20 protein-coding genes are annotated in these 19,459 nt (G+C 72.0%); 10 read left to right on the top strand and 10 right to left on the bottom strand.

Annotation, left to right across the window (positions count from 1 at the left end; translation table 11 throughout):
* Positions 1–96 precede the first annotated feature (96 nt).
* A complete protein-coding gene (gene add / locus HUO13_RS13535) occupies positions 97–1,158 on the top strand; it encodes an adenosine deaminase (protein WP_211901718.1) in 1,062 nt (353 codons plus the stop codon).
* A 137-nt stretch (positions 1,159–1,295) separates the two neighbouring features.
* On the opposite strand, the gene HUO13_RS13530 is transcribed toward add, so the two are convergent.
* From HUO13_RS13530 to HUO13_RS13500, 7 genes are read right to left on the bottom strand one after another with little or no spacing between them, the layout of a single operon-like run.
* A complete protein-coding gene (locus HUO13_RS13530; RefSeq protein WP_211901717.1) occupies positions 1,296–1,706 on the bottom strand; it encodes a metal-sulfur cluster assembly factor in 411 nt (136 codons plus the stop codon).
* A 34-nt stretch (positions 1,707–1,740) separates the two neighbouring features.
* Entirely contained in the window at positions 1,741–2,199 is a 459-nt protein-coding gene (gene sufU, locus HUO13_RS13525; protein WP_211901716.1) for a Fe-S cluster assembly sulfur transfer protein SufU, read from the bottom strand.
* Between the two features lie 10 nt (positions 2,200–2,209).
* On the bottom strand, positions 2,210–3,532 hold the full coding sequence (locus HUO13_RS13520; RefSeq protein WP_211901715.1) for a cysteine desulfurase: 1,323 nt from the start codon (positions 3,530–3,532) through the stop codon (positions 2,210–2,212).
* Positions 3,529–4,302 carry a Fe-S cluster assembly ATPase SufC gene (gene sufC / locus HUO13_RS13515; protein WP_211901714.1) on the bottom strand — a complete coding sequence of 258 codons (774 nt, stop codon included), beginning with the start codon at positions 4,300–4,302 and terminating at the stop codon, positions 3,529–3,531. The genes HUO13_RS13520 and sufC overlap by 4 nt, the downstream gene beginning before the upstream one ends.
* 47 nt (positions 4,303–4,349) lie before the next feature.
* Positions 4,350–5,540 carry a Fe-S cluster assembly protein SufD gene (gene sufD, locus HUO13_RS13510; RefSeq protein WP_249124764.1) on the bottom strand — a complete coding sequence of 397 codons (1,191 nt, stop codon included), beginning with the start codon at positions 5,538–5,540 and terminating at the stop codon, positions 4,350–4,352.
* Between the two features lies 1 nt (position 5,541).
* Entirely contained in the window at positions 5,542–7,005 is a 1,464-nt protein-coding gene (gene sufB, locus HUO13_RS13505) for a Fe-S cluster assembly protein SufB (RefSeq protein ID WP_211901713.1), read from the bottom strand.
* Complete coding sequence (locus HUO13_RS13500; protein WP_211901712.1) at positions 7,002–7,820, bottom strand: helix-turn-helix transcriptional regulator; 819 nt, start codon at positions 7,818–7,820, stop codon at positions 7,002–7,004. The genes sufB and HUO13_RS13500 overlap by 4 nt, the downstream gene beginning before the upstream one ends.
* A 145-nt stretch (positions 7,821–7,965) precedes the next feature.
* On the opposite strand from HUO13_RS13500, the gene mptB reads away from it, so the two are divergent.
* The 5 genes from mptB (at position 7,966) to HUO13_RS13475 (ending at position 13,233) form a co-directional block, all read left to right on the top strand.
* Positions 7,966–9,591, top strand: a complete 1,626-nt coding sequence (gene mptB / locus HUO13_RS13495; RefSeq protein ID WP_211901711.1) for a polyprenol phosphomannose-dependent alpha 1,6 mannosyltransferase MptB — start codon at positions 7,966–7,968, stop codon at positions 9,589–9,591.
* Positions 9,592–9,602: 11 nt separating this feature from the next.
* Positions 9,603–10,538: an ABC transporter ATP-binding protein gene (locus tag HUO13_RS13490; RefSeq protein WP_011873587.1), complete on the top strand. Its 936-nt coding sequence runs from the start codon at positions 9,603–9,605 to the stop codon at positions 10,536–10,538.
* A 77-nt stretch (positions 10,539–10,615) separates the two neighbouring features.
* Entirely contained in the window at positions 10,616–11,332 is a 717-nt protein-coding gene (locus HUO13_RS13485; RefSeq protein ID WP_249125100.1) for an ABC transporter permease, read from the top strand.
* Between the two features lie 28 nt (positions 11,333–11,360).
* Positions 11,361–12,212 (top strand): SCO6745 family protein, encoded by an 852-nt coding sequence (locus HUO13_RS13480; RefSeq protein WP_211901709.1) that lies wholly within the window; start codon positions 11,361–11,363, stop codon positions 12,210–12,212.
* Between the two features lie 136 nt (positions 12,213–12,348).
* Entirely contained in the window at positions 12,349–13,233 is an 885-nt protein-coding gene (locus HUO13_RS13475) for a COX15/CtaA family protein (protein ID WP_211902869.1), read from the top strand.
* A gap of 17 nt (positions 13,234–13,250) precedes the next feature.
* Here HUO13_RS13475 and HUO13_RS13470 read toward each other — a convergent pair whose 3' ends face one another.
* The 3 genes from HUO13_RS13470 to HUO13_RS13460 all read right to left on the bottom strand — a co-directional run bounded on the left by HUO13_RS13470 (position 13,251) and on the right by HUO13_RS13460 (position 15,348).
* Positions 13,251–13,745, bottom strand: coding sequence for a GbsR/MarR family transcriptional regulator (locus tag HUO13_RS13470; RefSeq protein ID WP_211901708.1), 495 nt, complete (start codon positions 13,743–13,745; stop codon positions 13,251–13,253).
* Positions 13,746–14,155: 410 nt separating this feature from the next.
* The gene (locus tag HUO13_RS13465; protein WP_432757856.1) at positions 14,156–15,037 is read right to left on the bottom strand and encodes an ATP-grasp domain-containing protein; all 882 of its coding nucleotides are present in this window, start codon (positions 15,035–15,037) and stop codon (positions 14,156–14,158) included.
* A complete protein-coding gene (locus HUO13_RS13460; protein ID WP_211901706.1) occupies positions 15,034–15,348 on the bottom strand; it encodes a hypothetical protein in 315 nt (104 codons plus the stop codon). The genes HUO13_RS13465 and HUO13_RS13460 overlap by 4 nt, the downstream gene beginning before the upstream one ends.
* 141 nt (positions 15,349–15,489) lie before the next feature.
* Between HUO13_RS13460 and HUO13_RS13455 the strand changes: the two genes are divergently transcribed.
* The 4 genes from HUO13_RS13455 (at position 15,490) to HUO13_RS13435 (ending at position 19,348) form a co-directional block, all read left to right on the top strand.
* Positions 15,490–16,458 (top strand): quinone oxidoreductase family protein, encoded by a 969-nt coding sequence (locus HUO13_RS13455; RefSeq protein ID WP_211901705.1) that lies wholly within the window; start codon positions 15,490–15,492, stop codon positions 16,456–16,458.
* Between the two features lie 195 nt (positions 16,459–16,653).
* Positions 16,654–17,547, top strand: a complete 894-nt coding sequence (locus HUO13_RS37370) for an NAD-dependent epimerase/dehydratase family protein (protein ID WP_249124762.1) — start codon at positions 16,654–16,656, stop codon at positions 17,545–17,547.
* Positions 17,548–17,566: 19 nt separating this feature from the next.
* Complete coding sequence (locus tag HUO13_RS13440) at positions 17,567–17,932, top strand: iron chaperone (protein WP_211901703.1); 366 nt, start codon at positions 17,567–17,569, stop codon at positions 17,930–17,932.
* 27 nt (positions 17,933–17,959) lie between these two features.
* Positions 17,960–19,348, top strand: a complete 1,389-nt coding sequence (locus tag HUO13_RS13435; RefSeq protein WP_249124761.1) for an MFS transporter — start codon at positions 17,960–17,962, stop codon at positions 19,346–19,348.
* The last annotated feature ends 111 nt before the right edge of the window (positions 19,349–19,459 follow it).

Genomic DNA, 19,459 nt, shown 5'->3' with positions numbered 1-19,459 from the left:
ATCTCGCCTGGTAGCCGGTGACGCGCTTCTCCCGTCACCCCACCAGCCAGCACGCCGGCGCGTCCGCCGGCGGTCACCGTTGAAAGGCCGTTCCTGGTGTCCTCAGCATCGATCGACCAGTTCGTCACCGCGCTCCCGAAGGTGGAACTGCACGTCCACCTCGAAGGTTCCATGCAGCCCCCGCTGCTGCTCGCACTCGCCGAGAAGCACGGCATCGCCGGGTTCTCCCGTTCGCTGCGGGAGATCCGCGAGTGGTACGAGTTCCGCGACTTCCCGCACTTCCTCGACGTCTACCGGCGGGCGGTGGAGGTGCTGCGCGACGAGGAGGACTTCGCCGCGCTGGCGTTCGACACCGCGCGCACCCTCGCCGCGCAGAACGTGCGCTACGCCGAGGTGCACTTCAGCCTCTCCGATCACCTGCTGCGCGGCATCCCCGCCCCGGTCGTCTTCGCCGGGATCGAGCACGGCAGGAAGCGGGCCGAACGCGAGAGCGGCATCCGGCTCCGCTGGATACCCGACTTCGCCGGGGATTACGGCGCCGAGGCCGGCGAGCGCACGCTCGACGGCGTCATCGCGCACGGGCCGCAGACGGTGCTGGGCTTCGGTGTCGGCGGCCTGGAGGTCGAGCGGGACCAGTTCCGCGAGGTCTTCGCCCGGGCCAGGGCCGCCGGTCTGCACAGTCTGCCGCACGCCGGTGAGACCCGCGGCCCGGACCGGGTGTGGTCGGCGATCCGCGCGCTGGGCGCGGAACGCATCGGCCACGGCATCGGGAGCGTGGCCGACGCCGAGCTCATCGCCCACCTGCGGGACACCCAGCTCCCGGTGGACGTCTCCCCCACCTCGAACCTGCGAACGGGCGCGGTGCGGGCGCTGCCCCGTGGGTCTTCCGAGTCGCTGTGGCAGTCCGGCGGGACCGAGCACCCGCTGCCGTGGATGCTCGAGCAAGGGCTGCTCGTCACCCTCAACTCCGACGATCCGCCGATGTTCGGCACCGACCTGAGCGGCGAGTACCGGGCCGCGCACCGGATGGGACTCGACCAGGCGGCGCTGGTGCGGCTGGCCCGCAACGGCGTCCGGGCGTCGTTCCTGCCCGAACGCGACAAGACCGCGCTGCTCGCCGAGATCGACGCGGTGGCCTCGCGGCAGGCGCAGCGCTGAGCGCCTGTCTTTGACGCTGAGCCTGAGGTTCCGTCACCGCAACCGCTTCGCAAGGTGAAGTCCGAAGACAGCCTCTGAGAAGCGCGAGGGGCGCTCCTGCCCGTCCGGCAGGAGCGCCCCTCGACCGCAGGCGATCGTCAGACCGTGAAACCGAGAGCGCGCAGCTGCTCGCGGCCTTCCTCGGTGATCTTCTCCGGTCCCCACGGCGGCATCCACACCCAGTTGATGCGGAAGTCGTTCACCAGCCCGCCACCGGGACCACCGGTCAGCGCGGCCCGCGCCTGGTCCTCGATGACGTCGGTGAGCGGGCAGGCCGCCGAGGTCAGCGTCATGTCCACGGTCGCGGAGTTGTCCTCCTCGACGCGGACGTCGTAGACCAGTCCGAGGTCCACGACGTTGATGCCGAGCTCGGGGTCGACCACGTCGCGCAGGGCTTCCTCGACGTCCTCCACCGCGGCGAGGTCGGCCTTGGGAGCCGCCGGCTCCGGCATGCCTTCCACGCCGCGCTGGACGTCGTCCTCGGTCTGGACCTGGGTCTCGTCGGTCATGACGTTCCCACCTCTGTGTTGGCACGAGTGTCGCTCATGACGCCTCCTCCACACCGACGCTGGAGACGGCGTCCTTGAAAGCCATCCAACCCAGCAGCGCGCACTTCACGCGCATCGGGTACTTGGCCACCCCGGCGAAGGCGATGCCGTCCTCCAGGACGTCCTCGTCGGGCTCGACCTGCCCGCGACCCTGCATCATCTCCCCGAAGGCGGCCTGGGTCCTGAACGCCTCCCCGACGGTGCGGCCGACCACCAGGTCGGTCAGCACCGACGCCGAGGCCTGGCTGATCGAACAGCCCTGCCCCGCGTAGGAGACGTCCTCGACTACCGCGTCCGAGCCCTCGCCGTCCAGCCGGACCCGGAGCGTGATCTCGTCCCCGCAGGTCGGGTTGACCTGGAAGGACTCCGCATCGTAGGGCTCGCGCAGCCCGTGCCGGTGCGGGTTCTTGTAGTGGTCCAGGATGATCTCCTGGTACATCTGCTCCAGTTGCACAGCGCTCCCCTCACGCCACGCCGAAGAACCGCTGCGCCTCGCGCACCGCGTCCACCAGCGCCTTCACCTCGTCGAGCTCGTTGTAGAGGTAGAAGCTGGCCCGGACGGTGGCCGGGACCCCCATCGCGCGGTGCAGCGGCCACGCGCAGTGGTGGCCGACGCGGACCTCGACGCCCCGGTCGTCCAGCACCTGGCCGACGTCGTGCGGGTGCACGCCCTCGACCACGAAGGACACCGTACCGCCGCGGTCCTCGGTGCTCAGCGGGCCGATGATCCGCACGCCCTCGACCGCCGACAGCTCGCGCAGCGCCGGTTCGGTGAGGCGGCGCTCGTGCTCGGCGATGCGCTCCATGCCGACCACCGACAGGTAGTCCACGGCCGTGCCCAGCCCGATGACCTGGGAGGTCATCGGCACCCCGGCCTCGAAGCGCTGGGGCGGCTCGGCGTAGGTGGAGCGGTCGATGTGCACCATCTCGATCATCGAGCCGCCGGTGATGAACGGCGGCATCGCCGCCAGCAGCTCCTTGCGGCCGTAGAGCACGCCGACCCCGGAGGGGCCGAGCATCTTGTGCCCGGAGAACACCGCGAAGTCCACGTCCAGGGCGCCGAAGTCGACCGGCTTGTGCGGCACCGACTGGCAGGCGTCGAGCACGGTGAGCGCGCCGACCTGCCTGGCCCGCGCCACCAGCGGCTCGACCGGGTTGACCGTGCCCAGCACGTTGGACTGGTGGCTGAAGGCCACGACCTTGGCCCGCTCGGTGATCACTCCGTCGACGTCGGACAGGTCGAGCCTGCCCTCCGGGGTGACGCCGAACCAGCGCAGCGTGGCGCCGGTGCGGCGGCACAGCTCCTGCCACGGCACCAGGTTGGCGTGGTGCTCCATCTCGGTCACCACGACCTCGTCGCCCGGTCCGAGGCGGAAGCGCTCGGCCTCCGCCCCGGACGTGGCGGCGTTGCTCATGGCGTAGGCGACCAGGTTGACGCCCTCGGTGGCGTTCTTGACGAACACCACCTCGTCGACGCCGGCCCCGATGAAGCGGGCGATCTTGGCGCGCGCGCCCTCGTAGGCGTCCGTGGCCTCCTCGGCGAGCTGGTGCGCGCCGCGGTGCACCGCGGCGTTGGAGGTCTCCACGTAGGAGCGCTCCGCGTCGAGCACCTGGCGGGGACGCTGCGAGGTCGCGCCCGAGTCCAGGTAGACGAGCGGACGGTTTTCGCGCACCGTGCGCCCCAGGATCGGGAAATCCGAGCGGATCGCCGCGACGTCCAGGGGCGTGGCGGTGTCCCGTGCGTTGGTGGTGCTCGCACCAGGGGTGCGAGGAGGCTGAACGGTCATGACTGCGCGGCTGCCTCCTTCTTGCCGGTGAAGCGCACGTAGCCAGTGGTCTCGAGCTCTTCGGCCAGCTCCGGCCCGCCGGACTCCACGACCTTGCCGTCGGAGAAGACGTGCACGAAGTCCGGGGTGATGTGCTTGAGGATCCGGGTGTAGTGCGTGATCAGCAGGACGCCCCGGTCCCCCTCGGCGGTGTAGCGGTTGACGCCCTCGGACACCACGCGCAGCGCGTCGACGTCCAGACCGGAGTCGGTCTCGTCGAGGATGGCGAACTTCGGCTTGAGCAGGTCGAGCTGCAGGATCTCGTGGCGCTTCTTCTCACCGCCGGAGAAGCCCTCGTTGACGCTGCGCTCGGCGAAGGCCGGGTCGATGTCCAGGTCGCTCATGGCCTGCTTGACTTCCTTGACCCAGTGCCGGATCTGCGGCGCCTCGCCCCGCACGGCGGTGGCGGCGGTGCGCAGGAAGTTCGACATCGACACGCCCGGCACCTCGACCGGGTACTGCATGGCGAGGAACAGGCCGGCACGGGCGCGCTCGTCGACGCTCATCTCCAGCACGTCCTCGCCGTCGAGCAGGACCTGGCCGGAGTCGATCCGGTACTTCGGGTGGCCCGCGATGGCGTAGGCCAGCGTCGACTTGCCCGAGCCGTTGGGGCCCATGATGGCGTGGATCTGGCCGGAGTTCACGGTCAGGTCGACGCCCTTGAGGATCGGCTTGGCGCCTTCGTCGGTCACGACCGAGCCGTGCAGGTCCTTGATCTCCAGGGTGGCCATTTGTTTCGTTTCTCCTGGTGTGTGGAAGCTTCGTGGGTGGGCCGGGCTCAGGCGCCGACCACGGCGAGTTCGGCCTCGATGGCGGCCTCCAGCCGCTCGCGGACCTCGGGCACGGTGATCTTCTGCAGGATCTCGCCGAAGAACCCGCGCACCACCAGGCGTCGCGCCTGCTCCTGCGGGATGCCCCTGGCCTGCAGGTAGAACAGCTGCTCGTCGTCGAACCGGCCGGTGGCGCTGGCGTGGCCGGCACCCTCGATCTCGCCGGTCTCGATCTCCAGGTTCGGCACCGAGTCGGCCCGGGCGCCCTGGGTGAGCACCAGGTTCCGGTTCAGCTCGAAGGTCTCGGTGCCCTCGGCCGCGGCCCGGATCAGCACGTCGCCGATCCACACCGAGTGCGCCCCGTCGCCCTGCAGCGCGCCCTTGTAGAGCACGTTGCTGCGGCAGTTGGGCATCGAGTGGTCGACCAGCATGCGGTGTTCGAGGTGCTGGCCGGCGTCGGCGAAGTACAGGCCGAGCAGCTCGGCGTCGCCGCCCTTGTCGCCGTAGTTGACGGTGGTGTTGACCCGGACCAGGTCTCCGCCCAGGGTCACCGCCAGGTGCCGGAACACCGAGTCGCGGCCGAGGCCGGCGTGCTCGGAGCTGACCTGGGTGGCGTCGTCGGCCCAGTCGTGGATCGAGACGACCGACAGCCGCGCGGAGTCCTCGACGACGAACTCGACGTTGTCGCCGAGCACACCGGAGCCGCGGTAGTCGATGACGACGGTGGCCTCGGCGAACTGCTCGGCGCGCACCTGGAGGTGGCCGAAGGCGGTCTGGCCCTCGCCCGGGCCCTCCACGGTGATGCTGATCGGCGCGGAGGGCTGGGTGTCCTTGGGAACGGTGACGACGGTGGCCTCGGTGAACGAGCTCCACGCCTGCGCGGCGATCCGGTCGGCGGGCACGCCGCCGTCGCCGAGCCGGGAGTCGTCGCGACCCACGGTCTCGACCTTGGCGGCGTCACCCGAGTCGACCGCGACCTTGATGGAGCCGGTCGCGGTGGCCGTGCCGTCGTGCAGGCCCTTCAGGCGCTTGGTCGGGGTGAACCGCCAGTCCTCCTCGCGGCCGCCGGGGACCTCGAAGGCCTCGACGTCGTAGGAGGTGAAGCGCTGCCCGCGGGAGGACTGCGGAACCACAGTCCCCCCGTGGGAGTGCTCGGTCAGGCCGTGCTGGGCACCGTCGGTGGTGGTGGTACTCGTCATCTCAGCCGACGGCCCCTTCCATCTGCAGCTCGATCAGGCGGTTCAGTTCCAGTGCGTACTCCATCGGCAGCTCGCGCGCGATCGGCTCGACGAAGCCGCGCACGATCATCGCCATCGCCTCGTCCTCGGTCAGGCCGCGCTGCATCAGGTAGAACAGCTGGTCGTCGCTGACCTTGGAGACGGTGGCCTCGTGGCCCATGGAGACGTCGTCGACGCGGACGTCGACGTACGGGTATGTGTCGGAGCGGCTGATGGTGTCGACCAGCAGCGCGTCGCACTTGACCGTGGAGGCCGAGTGGTTGGCGCGCTTGGCGACCTTGACCAGACCGCGGTAGGAGGTGCGGCCGCCGCCCCGGGCGATCGACTTGGACACGATCGTCGAGGACGTGTGCGGAGCCAGGTGCTCCATCTTCGCGCCCGCGTCCTGGTGCTGGCCCTCACCGGCGAAGGCCACCGAGAGCACCTCGCCCTTGGCGTGCTCGCCCATCAGGAACACCGACGGGTACTTCATGGTCACCTTGGAGCCGAGGTTGCCGTCGACCCACTCCATGGTCGCGCCCTCTTCGGCCTTGGCGCGCTTGGTGACCAGGTTGTACACGTTGTTCGACCAGTTCTGGATGGTCGTGTAGCGGCAGCGGGCGCCCTTCTTGACCACGATCTCCACGACCGCCGAGTGCAGCGAGTCGCTGGAGTAGATCGGCGCGGTGCAGCCCTCGACGTAGTGGACGTAGGCGTCCTCGTCGACCACGATCAGCGTCCGCTCGAACTGGCCCATGTTCTCGGTGTTGATCCGGAAGTAGGCCTGCAGCGGGATGTCGACGTGCACGCCCTTGGGGACGTAGATGAACGAGCCGCCGGACCACACCGCGGTGTTGAGCGCGGAGAACTTGTTGTCACCGGCCGGGATGACCGAGCCGAAGTACTCCTTGAAGGTCTCCGGGTGCTCCTTGAGCGCGGTGTCGGTGTCCAGGAACTGCACGCCCTGGGCCTCGAGGTCCTCGCGGATCTTGTGGTAGACGACCTCGGACTCGTACTGGGCGGCGACACCGGCGACCAGGCGCTGCTTCTCCGCCTCCGGGATGCCCAGCTTGTCGTAGGTGTTCTTGATGTCCTCCGGCAGGTCCTCCCAGGTCTGGGCCTGCTTCTCGGTGGAACGCACGAAGTACTTGATGTTGTCGAAGTCGATGCCGGACAGGTCGGCACCCCAGTTGGGCATCGGCTTGCGCTCGAAGAGCTTCAGGGCCTTGAGCCTGGCCTCGAGCATCCACTCGGGCTCGCCCTTCTTGGCCGAGATGTCCCGGACGACGTCCTCGTTGAGACCACGTCGAGCGCCCTCGCCCGCGGTGTCCGGGTCGGCCCAGCCGTACTCGTAGTTGCCCAGCGTCGCCAGGGTCTCCTCCTGGCTGAGCTGGCCAGAGGCATTCGGCACCGTGGTGGGTGTGCGCTGCTCCGCAGCGGCAGTCATACGGGCTCCCCTCCATCAGGAATCGGGGCGGTCTCCTGCCGGTCCTTCGGGACCGGGCCGGCAGTCTTCGGATCGGTTACCGCACTGCTCTCGCCGCACTCGGACCGCGCGAGCGGGACGTGCGTCGTGCAGACCGCATCGCCGTTGGCGATGGTGGCCAACCGCTGCACGTGGGTGCCGAGGACTTCGGCGAAGGCCGCCGTCTCGGCTTCGCACAGCTGCGGGAAGTCCGCAGCCACGTGCGCCACCGGGCAGTGGTGCTGGCAGAGCTGCTCACCGCTGCCCACACGACGCGTCGAGGCAGCGTAGCCCTCCCTGGTGAGCGCGTTGGCCAGCACCTCGGCCCGTTCGGCCGGGCTGCCGCTGGCCGCCAGCGCCTCGCGGTGGTTGGCCACCAGGGCGGCCATCCTGCGCTCGGCGAAGGAGCGCACCGCCTGCTCCCCGTCGGTCTCGGCGATGAACCGCAGCGCCGCGACCGCCAGGTCGTCGTAGGCGTGCCCGAAGCGCGCCCTGCCCACCTCGGTGAGCAGGAACAGCTTCGCGGGCCTGCCCCGGCCGCGGCGACCGCGGGCGGAAGCGTCCCGCGTGTAGGCCTCGCCCTCGGCGAGCAGCACGTCGAGATGCCTGCGCACCGCGGTGGGGCTGACGCCGAGCTCCTCGGCGACCGCCGCGGCGGTGATCGGCCCGCGTTCCAGCAGCAACCGCGCGACCGCGTGCCGGGTGCGCCCGTCGGCGTGCTGCCCCGGCGCGACCTGGTGGGCCGCGGGGCCCTGGTCGGCCGCCGCAGCCCGCTGAGGCGTTCCGGCGTTTTTCACAACACGAATGTTACCTATTTAGTCGGCGGGCACCATAGGGCGGGGCCGCCACGTGATTCGTCTCACCGTCATCCGCCCCGCCGTGAACAGCGCCACCCGCGGCCCGCAGCGGCGTGCCTCGCGCCTCCCGGACGGTGCCCGGTGGATGGGACCGGTCGCCCGATTACGCTTCGTCATCGTGGTGGCAGGTGAGGCAACCGGAGAGACCGCGCCCGGCAGCGGCCCGGCGGCGGGGTCGGAGCAGGCAGACCAGGCGGGCGCGCCCCAGCCGCTGGACCGCACCGAACGGCGGCGGCTCGACGTCGTGCGCCGCTTCGGCACGACCGGCTCGCTGCTGCTGGCGGTCGGCGCGATCGGCGCGGGCGCGGCCCCGGTGGACAACCCGCTCTCCGGCGTCCGGCTGATCGGGCTCCCCGCCCGCATGCCGACCGTGGCGATGGCCTGCGCCTGGCTGGGCATGCTGATGATCGTGATGGCCTGGGTGTGGCTGGGCAGGCTGTCGTGGCCGGGCAGCAACCGGCTGGTCTCGGTGACGCAGCTGGCCCGCACCGTCGCGATGTGGGCGCTGCCGCTGGCGCTGGCGCCGCCGCTGTTCAGCCGCGACATGTACGCCTACCTCGCGCAGAGCGAGATCGCCCACCGCGGCCTGGACCCCTACGTGCTCAGCCCGCTGACCGCGCTCGGCGTGGACCACCCGCTGACCAGCAACGTCAACAACATCTGGCGGGACACCCCGGCGCCCTACGGGCCGCTGTTCCTGATGTTCGGGCGCGTCATCTCCTCGATCGTCGGCGACAACGTGATCCTCGGCGTGCTGCTGTGGCGGGTGGTGATGCTGTCCGGGCTGGCGCTGGCGATCTGGGCGATCCCCCGGCTGGCCCGCCGCTGCGGCGTGCACCCGGTGAGCGCGCTGTGGCTGAGCGCGGCGAACCCGATCGTGCTGTTCCACGTGGTCAGCGGCATGCACAACGAGGCGCTGATGGTCGGCATCATGCTGGCCGCCATCGAGCTGGGCCTGCGCTGGAAGCGGGTGCTCGGCGTGGTCGTCGCCGGGGTGCTGCTGACCGTCGGCGGCGCGATCAAACCCCCGGGCTTCATCGCGCTGGGCTTCTTCGGCGTCTACGTGGCACGCCGGTGGGGCGGGCGCTACGCCGACCTGTTCAAGGCCGCCGCCCTGCTGACCGCGGTGTTCCTGGTGACCATGACGGTGGTCACGGTCTCCAGCGGCTGGGGCCTGGGCTGGATCGAGACCTACGACGTGCCCAACCGGCTCAAGACCTGGCTGGCGCCGATGTCGGCGATCGGCATGACCGGCGGCGGCGTCTCGATGCTGCTCGGACTGGGCAACCACACCGACGCGCTGCTGGTCATCACCAAGATCCTCGGCTACGGCGTCGCCGCGACGGTGTGCCTGCGGATGCTGTGGCTGTCCTTCCGCGGCCGGATCGAACCGCTGGCCGGGCTGGGCATCACCTTCGGCGCGCTGGCGCTGTTCGGACCGGTGGTGCACCCCTGGTACCTGCTGTGGGCACTGGTGCCGCTGGCGCTGTCGACCAACGACAACCGGTTCCGCATCGCCGCGGCGGTGATCAGCCTGCCGCTGGCGCTGTTCGTACCGCCCACCGGATCCGGCTTCGAACTGCGGATCTACCAGATCCCGCTGGCCGTGGCCGCCGCGCTGGTGATCTTCGGGCTCCTGGTGTGGCTGGTGCGCGGGAGGGTGCCGTGGCCGGGCCCCACCCGCGGCGGTGTTCGCCGCGTCACGGCATAGGCTTGGATTTCGTGAGCAACGCCGACAGTCCGGCCGTCGAGCTGCGTGGGCTGAGGAAGCGCTTCGGCGGCACGGTCGCCGTCGACGGCCTCGACCTGCGCCTGGAACGCGGCCACGTGCTGGCGCTCCTCGGTCCCAACGGTGCGGGCAAGACCACCACCGTGGAGATCTGCGAGGGCTTCCAGCGACCCGACGACGGATCGGTCCGCGTGCTCGGCCTCGATCCCGCCGCGCAGGGCGAGGCGCTGCGCCCCCGCATCGGCGTGATGCCGCAGGGCGGCGGCGCCTACCCCGGCGTGCGGGCCGACGAGATGCTGCGGCTGGTCGCCTCCTGCACGGCCGACCCGCTGGACCCGGCCTGGCTGCTGGAGACCCTCGGCCTCGGATCGGTGGGCCGGACCCCCTACAAACGGCTCTCCGGCGGTCAGCAGCAGCGGTTGTCGCTGGCCTGCGCCCTGGTCGGCCGCCCGGAGCTGGTGTTCCTGGACGAGCCCACCGCGGGGATGGACCCGCAGGCGCGGCGGTTGGTGTGGGAGCTGGTGTCGGCGCTGCGCCGCGACGGGGTGAGCGTGCTGCTGACCACGCACCTGATGGACGAGGCCGAGGCGCTGGCCGACCGGGTCGTGATCGTCGACCACGGCCGGGCGGTGGCCGAGGGCACCGCCGCCGAGCTGACCGCGCCCGAGGACGGGCTGCAGGAGCTGCGGTTCCGCTCGCAGTCGTCGCTGGAGCTGGACCTGCTGCTCTCGGCGCTGCCGGAGGGATGCCAGGCCACCGAGCCGCGCGCCGGTGAGTACGTCATCCGCGGTGTCATCGACCCGCAGGTGGTCTCCACCGTGACCGCCTGGTGCGCCCGCCACGGCGTGCTCGCCCAGGAGCTGCGCGTCGGCAAGCGCAGCCTGGAGGACGTTTTCCTGGAACTGACCGGACGGGAGCTCCGATCGTGAGCGCCGAGACCGACAGCGCACCGCGGTTCCCCGCGGGGACCTTCCGGCCCTCGCCGGGGCGGGGCCGCCCCGGGCGGATGCTGGCCGCGCACACCCGCATCGAGGCGCTGCTCATCCTGCGCCACGGCGAGCAGGCGCTGCTCACGCTGATCATCCCGCTGGCGCTGCTGATCGGGCTGAGCACGCTGCACATCGGCACCGTGCCGGAGCCGCGCGTCGACTCGGTGATGCCGCGCATCCTCGCGCTGGCGGTCATGTCGACGGCGTTCACCGGCCAGGCGATCGCGCTGGGCTTCGACCGCCGATACGGGGTGATCAAGCGGCTGTCGGCGACCGCGCTGCCCCGCTGGGTGCTGGCCTGCGGTCGCGTGCTGGCGACGCTGCTGGTCGTCGCGTTGCAGGCGGTGGTGCTCGGAGTCGCCGCCGCGCTGCTGGGCTGGACGCCCTCGCCGCTCGGGCTGCTGGCCGCGGTGCCGCTGCTGGTGCTGGGAACGCTGGCCTTCGGCGCGGCCGGGGTGCTCGTGGGCGGGACGCTGCGGGCGGAGATCGTGCTCGCGCTGGCCAACGCGGTGTGGTTCGTGCTGCTGCTCGCGGGAGGCTTGGCGCTGCCCGCGTCGGACCTGCCGGGACCGCTGTCGGCGATCGCCGGGCTGCTGCCCTCGGGCGCGCTCGCCGAGTCGCTGGACGCCGCGCTCGTGCACGGTGCCCTGCCCGGATTGCAGCCGATCGCGGTGCTGGTCGTCTGGGGCGCGGTGGCCGGCGGCGTCGCGAGCCGGACAATGAAGCTGACCTGATCGAGTTACCCCGCAGTAGGGTGGGCGCATGACGACGCTCCCCCGCCAGGGCAAAGCCGCCCTGGAACTCGTGCACTCGATGATCTACTTCGCTCCCGAGGCCGCGGACGCCTTCGCCGGTCTCGGCCTCGAACGCGGCCGGATGTCCTACTTCGCGGGCCGCTCGGCCCCGATGGGCGCGGTGGGCCCCGGCGTGGTCAGCGCCACCTTCTACAACTTCAGTCCCACCAGCATCGCCGCGGCCATCCCGCGGGCCTGGGAGATCACCACGCCCGCCGAGGTCGTGGCCGCCCGCTTCGGCGCCGCGGACGGCGCGCTGCGGCGGATGCTCGGCGATGACGAGGTGAAGTCGGAGGCGGTCGCCGAGACCGCCGAACTGGCCCGCAAGGCGTCGGTGGCGTGCTCTCCCGACGGCAAGCCCCTCTTCGCCGCCCACGCCGACCTCGAGTGGCCGCAGGAGCCGCACCTGCGGCTCTGGCACGCGGTCTCGCTGCTGCGGGAGTTCCGCGGCGACGCGCACATCGCCGCCCTCCAGCGCGGCGCGCTGACCGGCTTGCAGGCCCTCGTCCTGCACGTCGCGACCGGGAAGTCGTTCACCGAGCAGGCCGCGCTCAAGACGCGCGGATGGACCGAGGACGAGTGGGCGGCCGCTCGCCGGGAGCTCCAGGAGCGCGGCCTGATCGACGCCGACGGTGCGATCACCGAGAGCGCAACGGCTCTGCGCGAGGAGATCGAGGCCGACACCGACGCCATGTCCGCCGCGCCGTGGGAGGCGCTCTCCGACGACGAGGCCCAGACCCTGTTGCAGAACGGGGGCCGGCTCAGCAAGGCGCTGTCGGACGCGGGCGCGTTGCCGCAGGGCGTCTTCTCCAAGCGCTGACGCCCTGGGTCGCCAAGCCCTGCGCAGAACGTGAAGGGGGCTTGCGCTTACCATCGACTGCGTGCCGACGGCGTTTTCCAGCCCCACAGTTCCGCGCAACGCGACCTTCTGGGTCCGCGTGCTCGCCCTGGCCGTGATGGTGACGCAAGCCCTCATCTCGGTGACCGGCTCGGTCGTGCGCGTGACCGGTTCCGGACTCGGCTGCCCGACCTGGCCGGAGTGCTTCCCGGGGAGCATGGTCCCGGTCGCCCACCCCGAGGTCGCGACGCTGCACCAGGTGATCGAGTTCGGCAACCGCACGCTCACCGGCGTGATCGGCTTCATCGCGCTCGGCTGCCTCATCGCCGCGTGGCGGGTCCGGCCGCGCAGGCCGCGTCTGGTCCGGCTGGCGCTGGTGATGCCGGTCGGCGTCGTCGTGCAGGCGATCATCGGCGGGCTGACCGTGCGGGTCGACCTCGCCTGGTGGAGCGTGTCGGTGCACTACATGGCCTCGGCCGTGCTGATCTGGCTGGCGGCCTACCTCTACAAGGCCGCCCGCGAGGGCGACCGCGAGCGGGTGCTGGTCATCACCCCGGCGATGCGGCGGCTGCTGGTGGCGCTGACCGCGGTGACCGCCGCGATGCTGGTCGCGGGCACGCTGGTCACCGCGGCCGGACCGCACGGCGGCGACCCGGACACGCCTCGCCTGGACCTGCCCATCCCGCGGCTGGTCGAGGTGCACGGGCTGCTGGTGATGGCCTACGTGTGCCTGCTCGCCGTCTTCGGCGTGTGGCTTCGCAGCGCACGCCCCACCAAGGGGCTGCTGCGGGCCTACATCGCGGCCTGCGTGCTGGTGCTCGCCCAGGGCGCGCTCGGCTCGGTGCAGTACGCGATCGGCGTTCCCGCCGTCCTGGTCGTCCTGCACGTCACCGGCTCCACGCTGGTGATCATCGTGACCGCGCTGCTGTGGGGCGAGTCGCGCTACCGCGGCCCGGTGCCCGCAGAGCCCGCGCCGGCCGCGAAGGCACCGGTCGCGGCCTGACTCCCGCGCGGAGCGCGTCAGAAGCGCAGCGTGCCCTTGCCCTCGCGCTCCCAGCGCCGCCACAGCTCGGGCATCTCCGCGGCGAGCCACCGGTAGAACTCGTGGACGGTGCGCAGCCGTCGCGCTCGTTCGCCCTGGCCGCTGAACATCCGCAGCCCGGACTCGGTGAGCTGCTCCAGCTCGGTCACGCGCTGCATGCGGTGGCGCACGAGCTGCGGCCAGCGGTCCTCCTCCACCCGGTACAGCGCGGCTTCGCGGCCCTGGCGGGTGGTCTTGGAGATGATGCCCAGCCGCAGCAGGAGCCGGACGTTGGTGCTCACCGACCCGGTGCTGGCGCTGAGTGCGTGGGACAGCTCGGCCGCGGTGCGCTCCGGCGGGTCGCAGATCAGCAGGAACGCCAGGATGCGCCCGGCGATCAGCGGCATCGCCTCGGTCGCCTCGAAGTGCGCTGCCATCTGCTCGATCCACTCCGGCATCGCCGGGCGGTCGGTGCGGTGCTCGTACTCGGCCACGCTCGCCCTCCAGGGTCCGTGCCGGGCGCGGCGCCGCGCCCTGAGATCGACTTTAGTCTTCGCTGAAAAGATAGGCGAAGGCAAACGGCGATGCCAGCACCTGAGCGCCGCAAGTCGGTGGCGATCGGGTGAAGGGCCGGTTCCCGCGCAGCGGAGGAGAGCGCCGACCAGGTCAGCAGCGGGTGCTCGACGGCCCGGGCGGTTCAGCGTCCGATGTCCGAGGGCGCGGGCGGCTCAACGGCCGGGCCCGGCGGAACGGGGGTTCGATGGCGGGCGTCTGAAGGCACGGGCCATCAGTTGCGGGCGTCCGGCGGCGAGGCCAGCTCAGTTGCGGGCGTCCGGCGGCGCGGCGGGCTCAGCGACGGGCGCCCGAGGCACACCCGGCCGAACGGCCGGGTGCCCGACGCGGCTCAGCGGCGGGCGAGCGCGGTGCGTACGGCGGAGGCGAACCTGCGCAGGGCACCGGCGTCGGTCTGGCGGAAGCCCAGCGACGGCTCGGCCAGCTCCAGTTCCAGCAGCAACGGCCTGCCATCGGCGACGCGCACGAGGTCCACCCGCGCGTAGAGCAGCTCCGCGCGGTCGACCTTGAGCAGCGCCGACGCCGCGTCCATGGCGTCCTCGGCGGCCCGGCGCAGCGCTGGGCCGGCTTCGACCGGGCGCAGTCCTTCGGTGACGAACAGCCCCGAGGAGTCCATCGCGGCGGAGTCCGAAAGCATCGCGCCCTTGACGAAGGCGTGCGAGAAGACGCCGCCGATGAACACCATCGCGGTCTCGCCCTCGGCGTCGACCGTCGCCTGGTAGGGCTGGAGCACCGCCACCCCGCCGTCGGTGTGCAGGATCTCCAGGTGCGCCCGGGCAGCGTCATGGTCGTCGGCGTCGAAGCGCGCGGCCCCGCGCGAGCCCGCGCCCACCGCCGGCTTCAGCACGAAGTCGCCCTCCGGCCACACCGGGCGCTCCCCCGGCCGGATCAGCCGGGTCGGGACCACCTCCACCCCGGCGTCGCCGAGCTCGGCCAGGTAGGACTTGTCGGTGTTCCACCGCACCGCCGGGGCCGGGTTGGCCAGCGCGGGCACCGAGTCGCACCACGCGAGGAACTCGTCGCGGCGCGGCGCGTAGTCCCACGTCGCGCGCAGCACGACGAGGTCGGCCTCGGCGAACGCCGCGGCCGGGTCGTCCCACGGCGCCCACGCCGCGTCAACGCCCAGTTCCGCGAGCGCGCCGGTCAGCGGCGTGTCGTCACCGTCGGACTCCGGCAGCTCGGCGCAGCTCGCGAGCAGGACCCGCGCCATCAGCGGGCTCGCGGCCCGGCCATCTTCCTGCGGTGGGCGGCGCCGATCTTCAGCGCCGCGGTGGTCTCGCCGTCCCAGTCCGCGGCGGTGAGCCCGTCGACGGCCTCCACCACGGCCTCACCGGTGGCGACGTCGGGCACCATCACATCGCCCAGCGCGCCGTCCTCGCCGATCAGGACCAGGCGGGCGCCGGCGCGGCCCAGGTTCTCCACCACGGCGCGCCCTGACTCGCCGTGCTCCCGCACGAACGCGCTGGCGGTCGCGACGGCCTTCGGCGACGCTTTGGTCTCGGCCTGCTTCTCGGGTGCGGTCATGCCCGGATCCTAGACGCGGTCCCGGCCCGGCCGAGACGGTTTCGTGAGCCAGCCCTCGGCGATCTCCCGGCCCGCCCGGGAAGATCACGAGCCGACGCCGGGTTGCACGGAGCAACAGGTGCAGATCGACAGGAGGCAGGCATGCGCGCTATCCGGGTACAGGCCAACGGCGGGCCGGAGGTCCTGAAACTCGCCGAGATCGAGGACCCGAGCCCGGGCCCGCGTGAGGTGCTGATCGACGTCGCCGCCGCGGGTGTCAACTTCATCGACACCTACCAGCGCTCGGGCGTCTACGACCTGGCGCTGCCTTTCACGCCCGGGTCCGAGGGCGCTGGCACCGTCGCCGAGGTCGGTTCGGAGGTCACCGGCTTCGCCGCCGGCGACCGCGTGGCCTGGGCGATGGTCCCCGGCGGTTACGCCGAGCGCGCCGTGATCCCGGTCGACAAGCTGGTGCGGGTGCCCGACGGCGTGGACGACCGGACGGCCGCGGCCGCGCTGCTGCAGGGCATGACCGCCCACTACCTGGTCACCTCGACCTACCCGGTCAAGACCGGCGACACCGCGCTGGTGCACGCCGCCGCGGGCGGCATGGGGCTGCTGCTGACGCAGCTGGTCAAGGCGCTCGGCGGCAACGTCATCGGCACCGTGTCCACGCCGGAGAAGGAGAAGCTCGCCCGCGAGGCCGGTGCCGACGAGGTCATCCGCTACACCGAGGCCGACGTCGCCGAGGAGGTCCGCGACCTGACCGACGGGCGCGGTGTGGACGTGGTCTACGACGGCGTCGGCAAGTCCACCTTCGACGCGAGCCTGGCCAGCCTCCGGCCGCGCGGCCTGCTGGCGCTGTTCGGCGCGTCGAGCGGCCCGGTGCCGCCGCAGGACCCGCAGCGCCTGAACTCCGGTGGCTCGCTGTTCCTGACCCGTCCGAGCCTGGCGCACCACATCCTGACCGCCGAGGAGCTGGCCTGGCGTTCCGGGGAGCTGTTCGAGTGGATCGGGAACGGCACGCTGCGGATCACCGTCGGAGGCAGCTACCCGCTCGCCGACGCCCACCGCGCGCACGAGGACCTCGAAGGCCGCCGCACGACCGGAAAGCTGCTGCTGATCCCGTGATCGCCGCGCCGCCCGGGGGTGCCGCTGAGGCGCCCTCGGCGGCCGCTTCCACCCGGGGCGAACAGCGCGGACGCGACGGTCCTCCTGTGCTGTGGTTGCGGCGACGGAGGTGATCGGCATGCGCGTGCTCGTCGTCGGCGGAACCCGGTTCATCGGCCGCAGGATCACCGAGGAGCTGGCCGCCGGGGCGACGAGGTGCTCGTCGCGCACCGGGGCAGGCACAACCCCGAGAACTGGGTCGCGGTGCGGCACCTGCACATGGATCGCGCCGCCTTCGCGAGCGCCGCCGAGCGGATCGGCGAGTTCGCCCCCGACGCGGTCGTGGACACCCTCGCCATGACCAGCACAGACGCCGAGTCGGTGCTGCCCCACCTGCCCGGCGTGCCGATCGTCGTGCTCTCCAGCATGGACGTCTACCGCGCGTACGAACTGGCCCTCGCCGGTGGCGGCCGCATCCCGGTGCCGATCACCGAGGATTCCCCGCTTCGGCAGGAGCGCTACCCGCACCGGGGCGCGCCTGGCGTCGATGGCTACGACGTCGACATGGACGCCTACGAAAAGCTCGACGTGGAACCGCTCTACCTGGCACGGGCCGCGACCGTGCTGCGGCTGGCGGTCGTCTACGGCGAGCACGACCCCCAGCGTCGCGAGGACTTCGTGCTGCGCAGGGTCCGCGCCGGCCGCGAACGCATCCCGGTCGGGCCCGGAAACCTGCTGTGGTCGCGCGTGCACGTCGACGACGTCGCCCGCGCCGTGATGGCCGCGCTGGACGAGCCCGCGGCGCGCGGCGAGGTCTTCAACATCTGCGAGACCACGACGGTGACCGTCCGGGAGTGGATGGCGCAGATCCTGCGGGCCGCGGGATCCGGCGCCGAACTGGTGACCGTCGCCGACGTGCCGCCCGAGTCGCTCACCGGCACCTTCGGCCAGCACCTGCTGTTCAGCAACGAGAAGGCCCGCCGGGTGCTGGGCTGGGAGCCCGGGGATCCGGCGGAGTCGGTGGCGCGGTCGGTGCGCTGGCACCTCGAACATCCGCCCACCGCCGAAGATGCCGACTTCAGCGCCGACGACCGGGCGTTGGAGAGCTGATCACGGCTAGGCTCCGGGCATGGTGCAGAGCAAGGCCGCCGACGTCGACGGCTACCTCGCGGAACTCCCCGACGACCGCAGACGGGCTCTGGAGCGGGTGCGCGAGCTCTGCCGCGCCGAGCTCACCGGCTTCACCGAGGTCATGGCCTACGGCATGCCCGGGTACCAGCGAGACGGCACGATCGAGATCGCGTTCGCCGCCCAGAAACGCTGCATCTCCCTCTACCTGCTGCGCACCGACGTGCGCGACGCGTTCGCGCAGCGGCTCGCCGACCACGACATGGGCAAGGGCTGCCTGCGCTTCCGCCACGCCGACCGCATCGACTTCGAGCTCGTCCGCGACCTGCTGACGGCCACCGCCGCCACCACCGGCGAGGTGTGCTGAGCCCCAGGCGCGGCGACACTACTTCGGGTGTCCCGTACCAGCGAGTGGCGATCGCTCGACCAGCGGCAGCGGCACGTGCTCATGTGCACGCTGAGCGTCAACATGCTGCTGTTCTTCGACCAGACCTCGGTAGTGGTCGCGCTGCCTGCGCTGCAACGCGAGTTCGGCGCCTCCGCGACCCGGTTGCAGTGGACGATCACCGCCTACCTGCTGGCGCTCGCGGTGCTGATGGTCGCCGCGGGACGGCTCGCCGACCGGTTCGGCCGCAGGCGGATGCTGCTGGCCGGGCTCGCCGTGTTCGGCCTGGCCTCCGCGGCCTGCGCGGCGGCGCCGAGCCTCGGCTTCCTCATCGGCGCCCGGTTCGTCCAGGGAGTCGGCGGTGCGGTCATGCAGCCGCTGGCGCTGGCCGCTACCTCCCGCACCGTCGGCGCGGAGCACCGCGGCTGGGCGGTGGGGCTGCTGTCCACCGGAGGCACCACGCTGCTCACGGCGGGCCCGCTGATCTCCGGGGCGCTGCTGGAGGTGGCGAGCTGGCGGTGGCTGTTCCTGGTGAACCTGCCCGTCGTGGTGTTCGCCTTCCACCAGGGACGCCGCTGGCTCGTCGCGTCGCGCGAACCCGATCCGCAGCCGGTCGAGGTCGGTTCCCTGGTGCTGCTGATGACCGGCATGGCCGGTGTGGTCGTCGGCCTCACCGAGATCGCAGACTGGGGGTTCGCGGCGGCCGGACCGGTGGCCGCCGGGTTGCTGCTGCTCTGGCTGCTGGTCCGCCACGAGCTGCGCTCGCCGCACCCGCTGCTGCCGGTCGCGCTGATGGCCCGCAACCGCGCGTTGCTCGCCTCGCTGGTGGCGCTGTTCGCCATCCAGTTCGCGGTCCTGGGCAACGCCGTCTACCTGGTGCTCTTCCTCCAGCACGGACTGGGCGAGAGCGCGTTCACCGCCGGTCTGGTGCTCGCGCTGGCCGGGGTGTTCACCCCGCTGCTGTCGCTGACCACCGGGCAGCTGACCGACCGGCGCGGACCGTGGAAGCTGGTCGTCGGCGGACTCGTGCTCGCCACCGCCGGGCTGTGCTGGGTGGGGATGCTCGCGCCGCGCGCCGGGCTGCTCGTGCTGGTCCCCGGCCTGCTCGCGTTCAGCCTCTCCCGGCCCGCGGTGTTCACCCCGGCCAGCACGGGCGCGTTCACCACCACGCCGGCCGAGCGGCGCGGCCTGGCCAGCGGACTGGTGACCGAGGCCCGCCAGCTCGGCGGGCTGCTGGGCGTCTCGGCCTGCGGCGCGGTGCTCACCGCCGTGCAGGGCACCGACCTGACCGCGCCGGCGAGGCTCGCGAACGGCTTCGAGGCCGCGATGCTGCTGGCCTCGGCGGTGACGGCCGCCGCCGCGCTCGCGGTGACCGCGGTGCTGCGCTGGGTGCGCTAGGACGTGTCTCGGATGTGTTTGCGTAGTGGGTCGCCTGGCGGAACCTCAGCCGCCTTCTCGCTCCGGGATCTCCGACTGACGTATGCCCCGCGGCGTCGAAGCTGTCCTCGC

This window comes from Saccharopolyspora erythraea (assembly GCF_018141105.1).
GTDB lineage: Bacteria > Actinomycetota > Actinomycetes > Mycobacteriales > Pseudonocardiaceae > Saccharopolyspora_D > Saccharopolyspora_D erythraea_A.
Note: the sequence above shows the minus strand (reverse complement) of the source record. Positions and strands in the feature narration are given on the sequence as shown.

Excerpts from the sequence above, each read along its gene's own strand:
- HUO13_RS13530 (WP_211901717.1), bottom strand. The coding sequence starts at position 1,706 with ATGACCGACGAGACCCAGGTCCAGACCGAGGACGACGTCCAGCGCGGC.
- HUO13_RS13520 (WP_211901715.1), bottom strand. The coding sequence starts at position 3,532 with ATGACCGTTCAGCCTCCTCGCACCCCTGGTGCGAGCACCACCAACGCA.
- sufC (WP_211901714.1), bottom strand. The coding sequence starts at position 4,302 with ATGGCCACCCTGGAGATCAAGGACCTGCACGGCTCGGTCGTGACCGAC.
- sufD (WP_249124764.1), bottom strand. The coding sequence starts at position 5,540 with ATGACGAGTACCACCACCACCGACGGTGCCCAGCACGGCCTGACCGAG.
- sufB (WP_211901713.1), bottom strand. The coding sequence starts at position 7,005 with ATGACTGCCGCTGCGGAGCAGCGCACACCCACCACGGTGCCGAATGCC.
- mptB (WP_211901711.1), top strand. The coding sequence starts at position 7,966 with ATGGGACCGGTCGCCCGATTACGCTTCGTCATCGTGGTGGCAGGTGAG.
- HUO13_RS13485 (WP_249125100.1), top strand. The coding sequence starts at position 10,616 with ATGCTGGCCGCGCACACCCGCATCGAGGCGCTGCTCATCCTGCGCCAC.
- HUO13_RS13480 (WP_211901709.1), top strand. The coding sequence starts at position 11,361 with ATGACGACGCTCCCCCGCCAGGGCAAAGCCGCCCTGGAACTCGTGCAC.
- HUO13_RS13475 (WP_211902869.1), top strand. The coding sequence starts at position 12,349 with ATGGTGACGCAAGCCCTCATCTCGGTGACCGGCTCGGTCGTGCGCGTG.
- HUO13_RS13460 (WP_211901706.1), bottom strand. The coding sequence starts at position 15,348 with ATGACCGCACCCGAGAAGCAGGCCGAGACCAAAGCGTCGCCGAAGGCC.
- HUO13_RS13455 (WP_211901705.1), top strand. The coding sequence starts at position 15,490 with ATGCGCGCTATCCGGGTACAGGCCAACGGCGGGCCGGAGGTCCTGAAA.
- HUO13_RS13440 (WP_211901703.1), top strand. The coding sequence starts at position 17,567 with ATGGTGCAGAGCAAGGCCGCCGACGTCGACGGCTACCTCGCGGAACTC.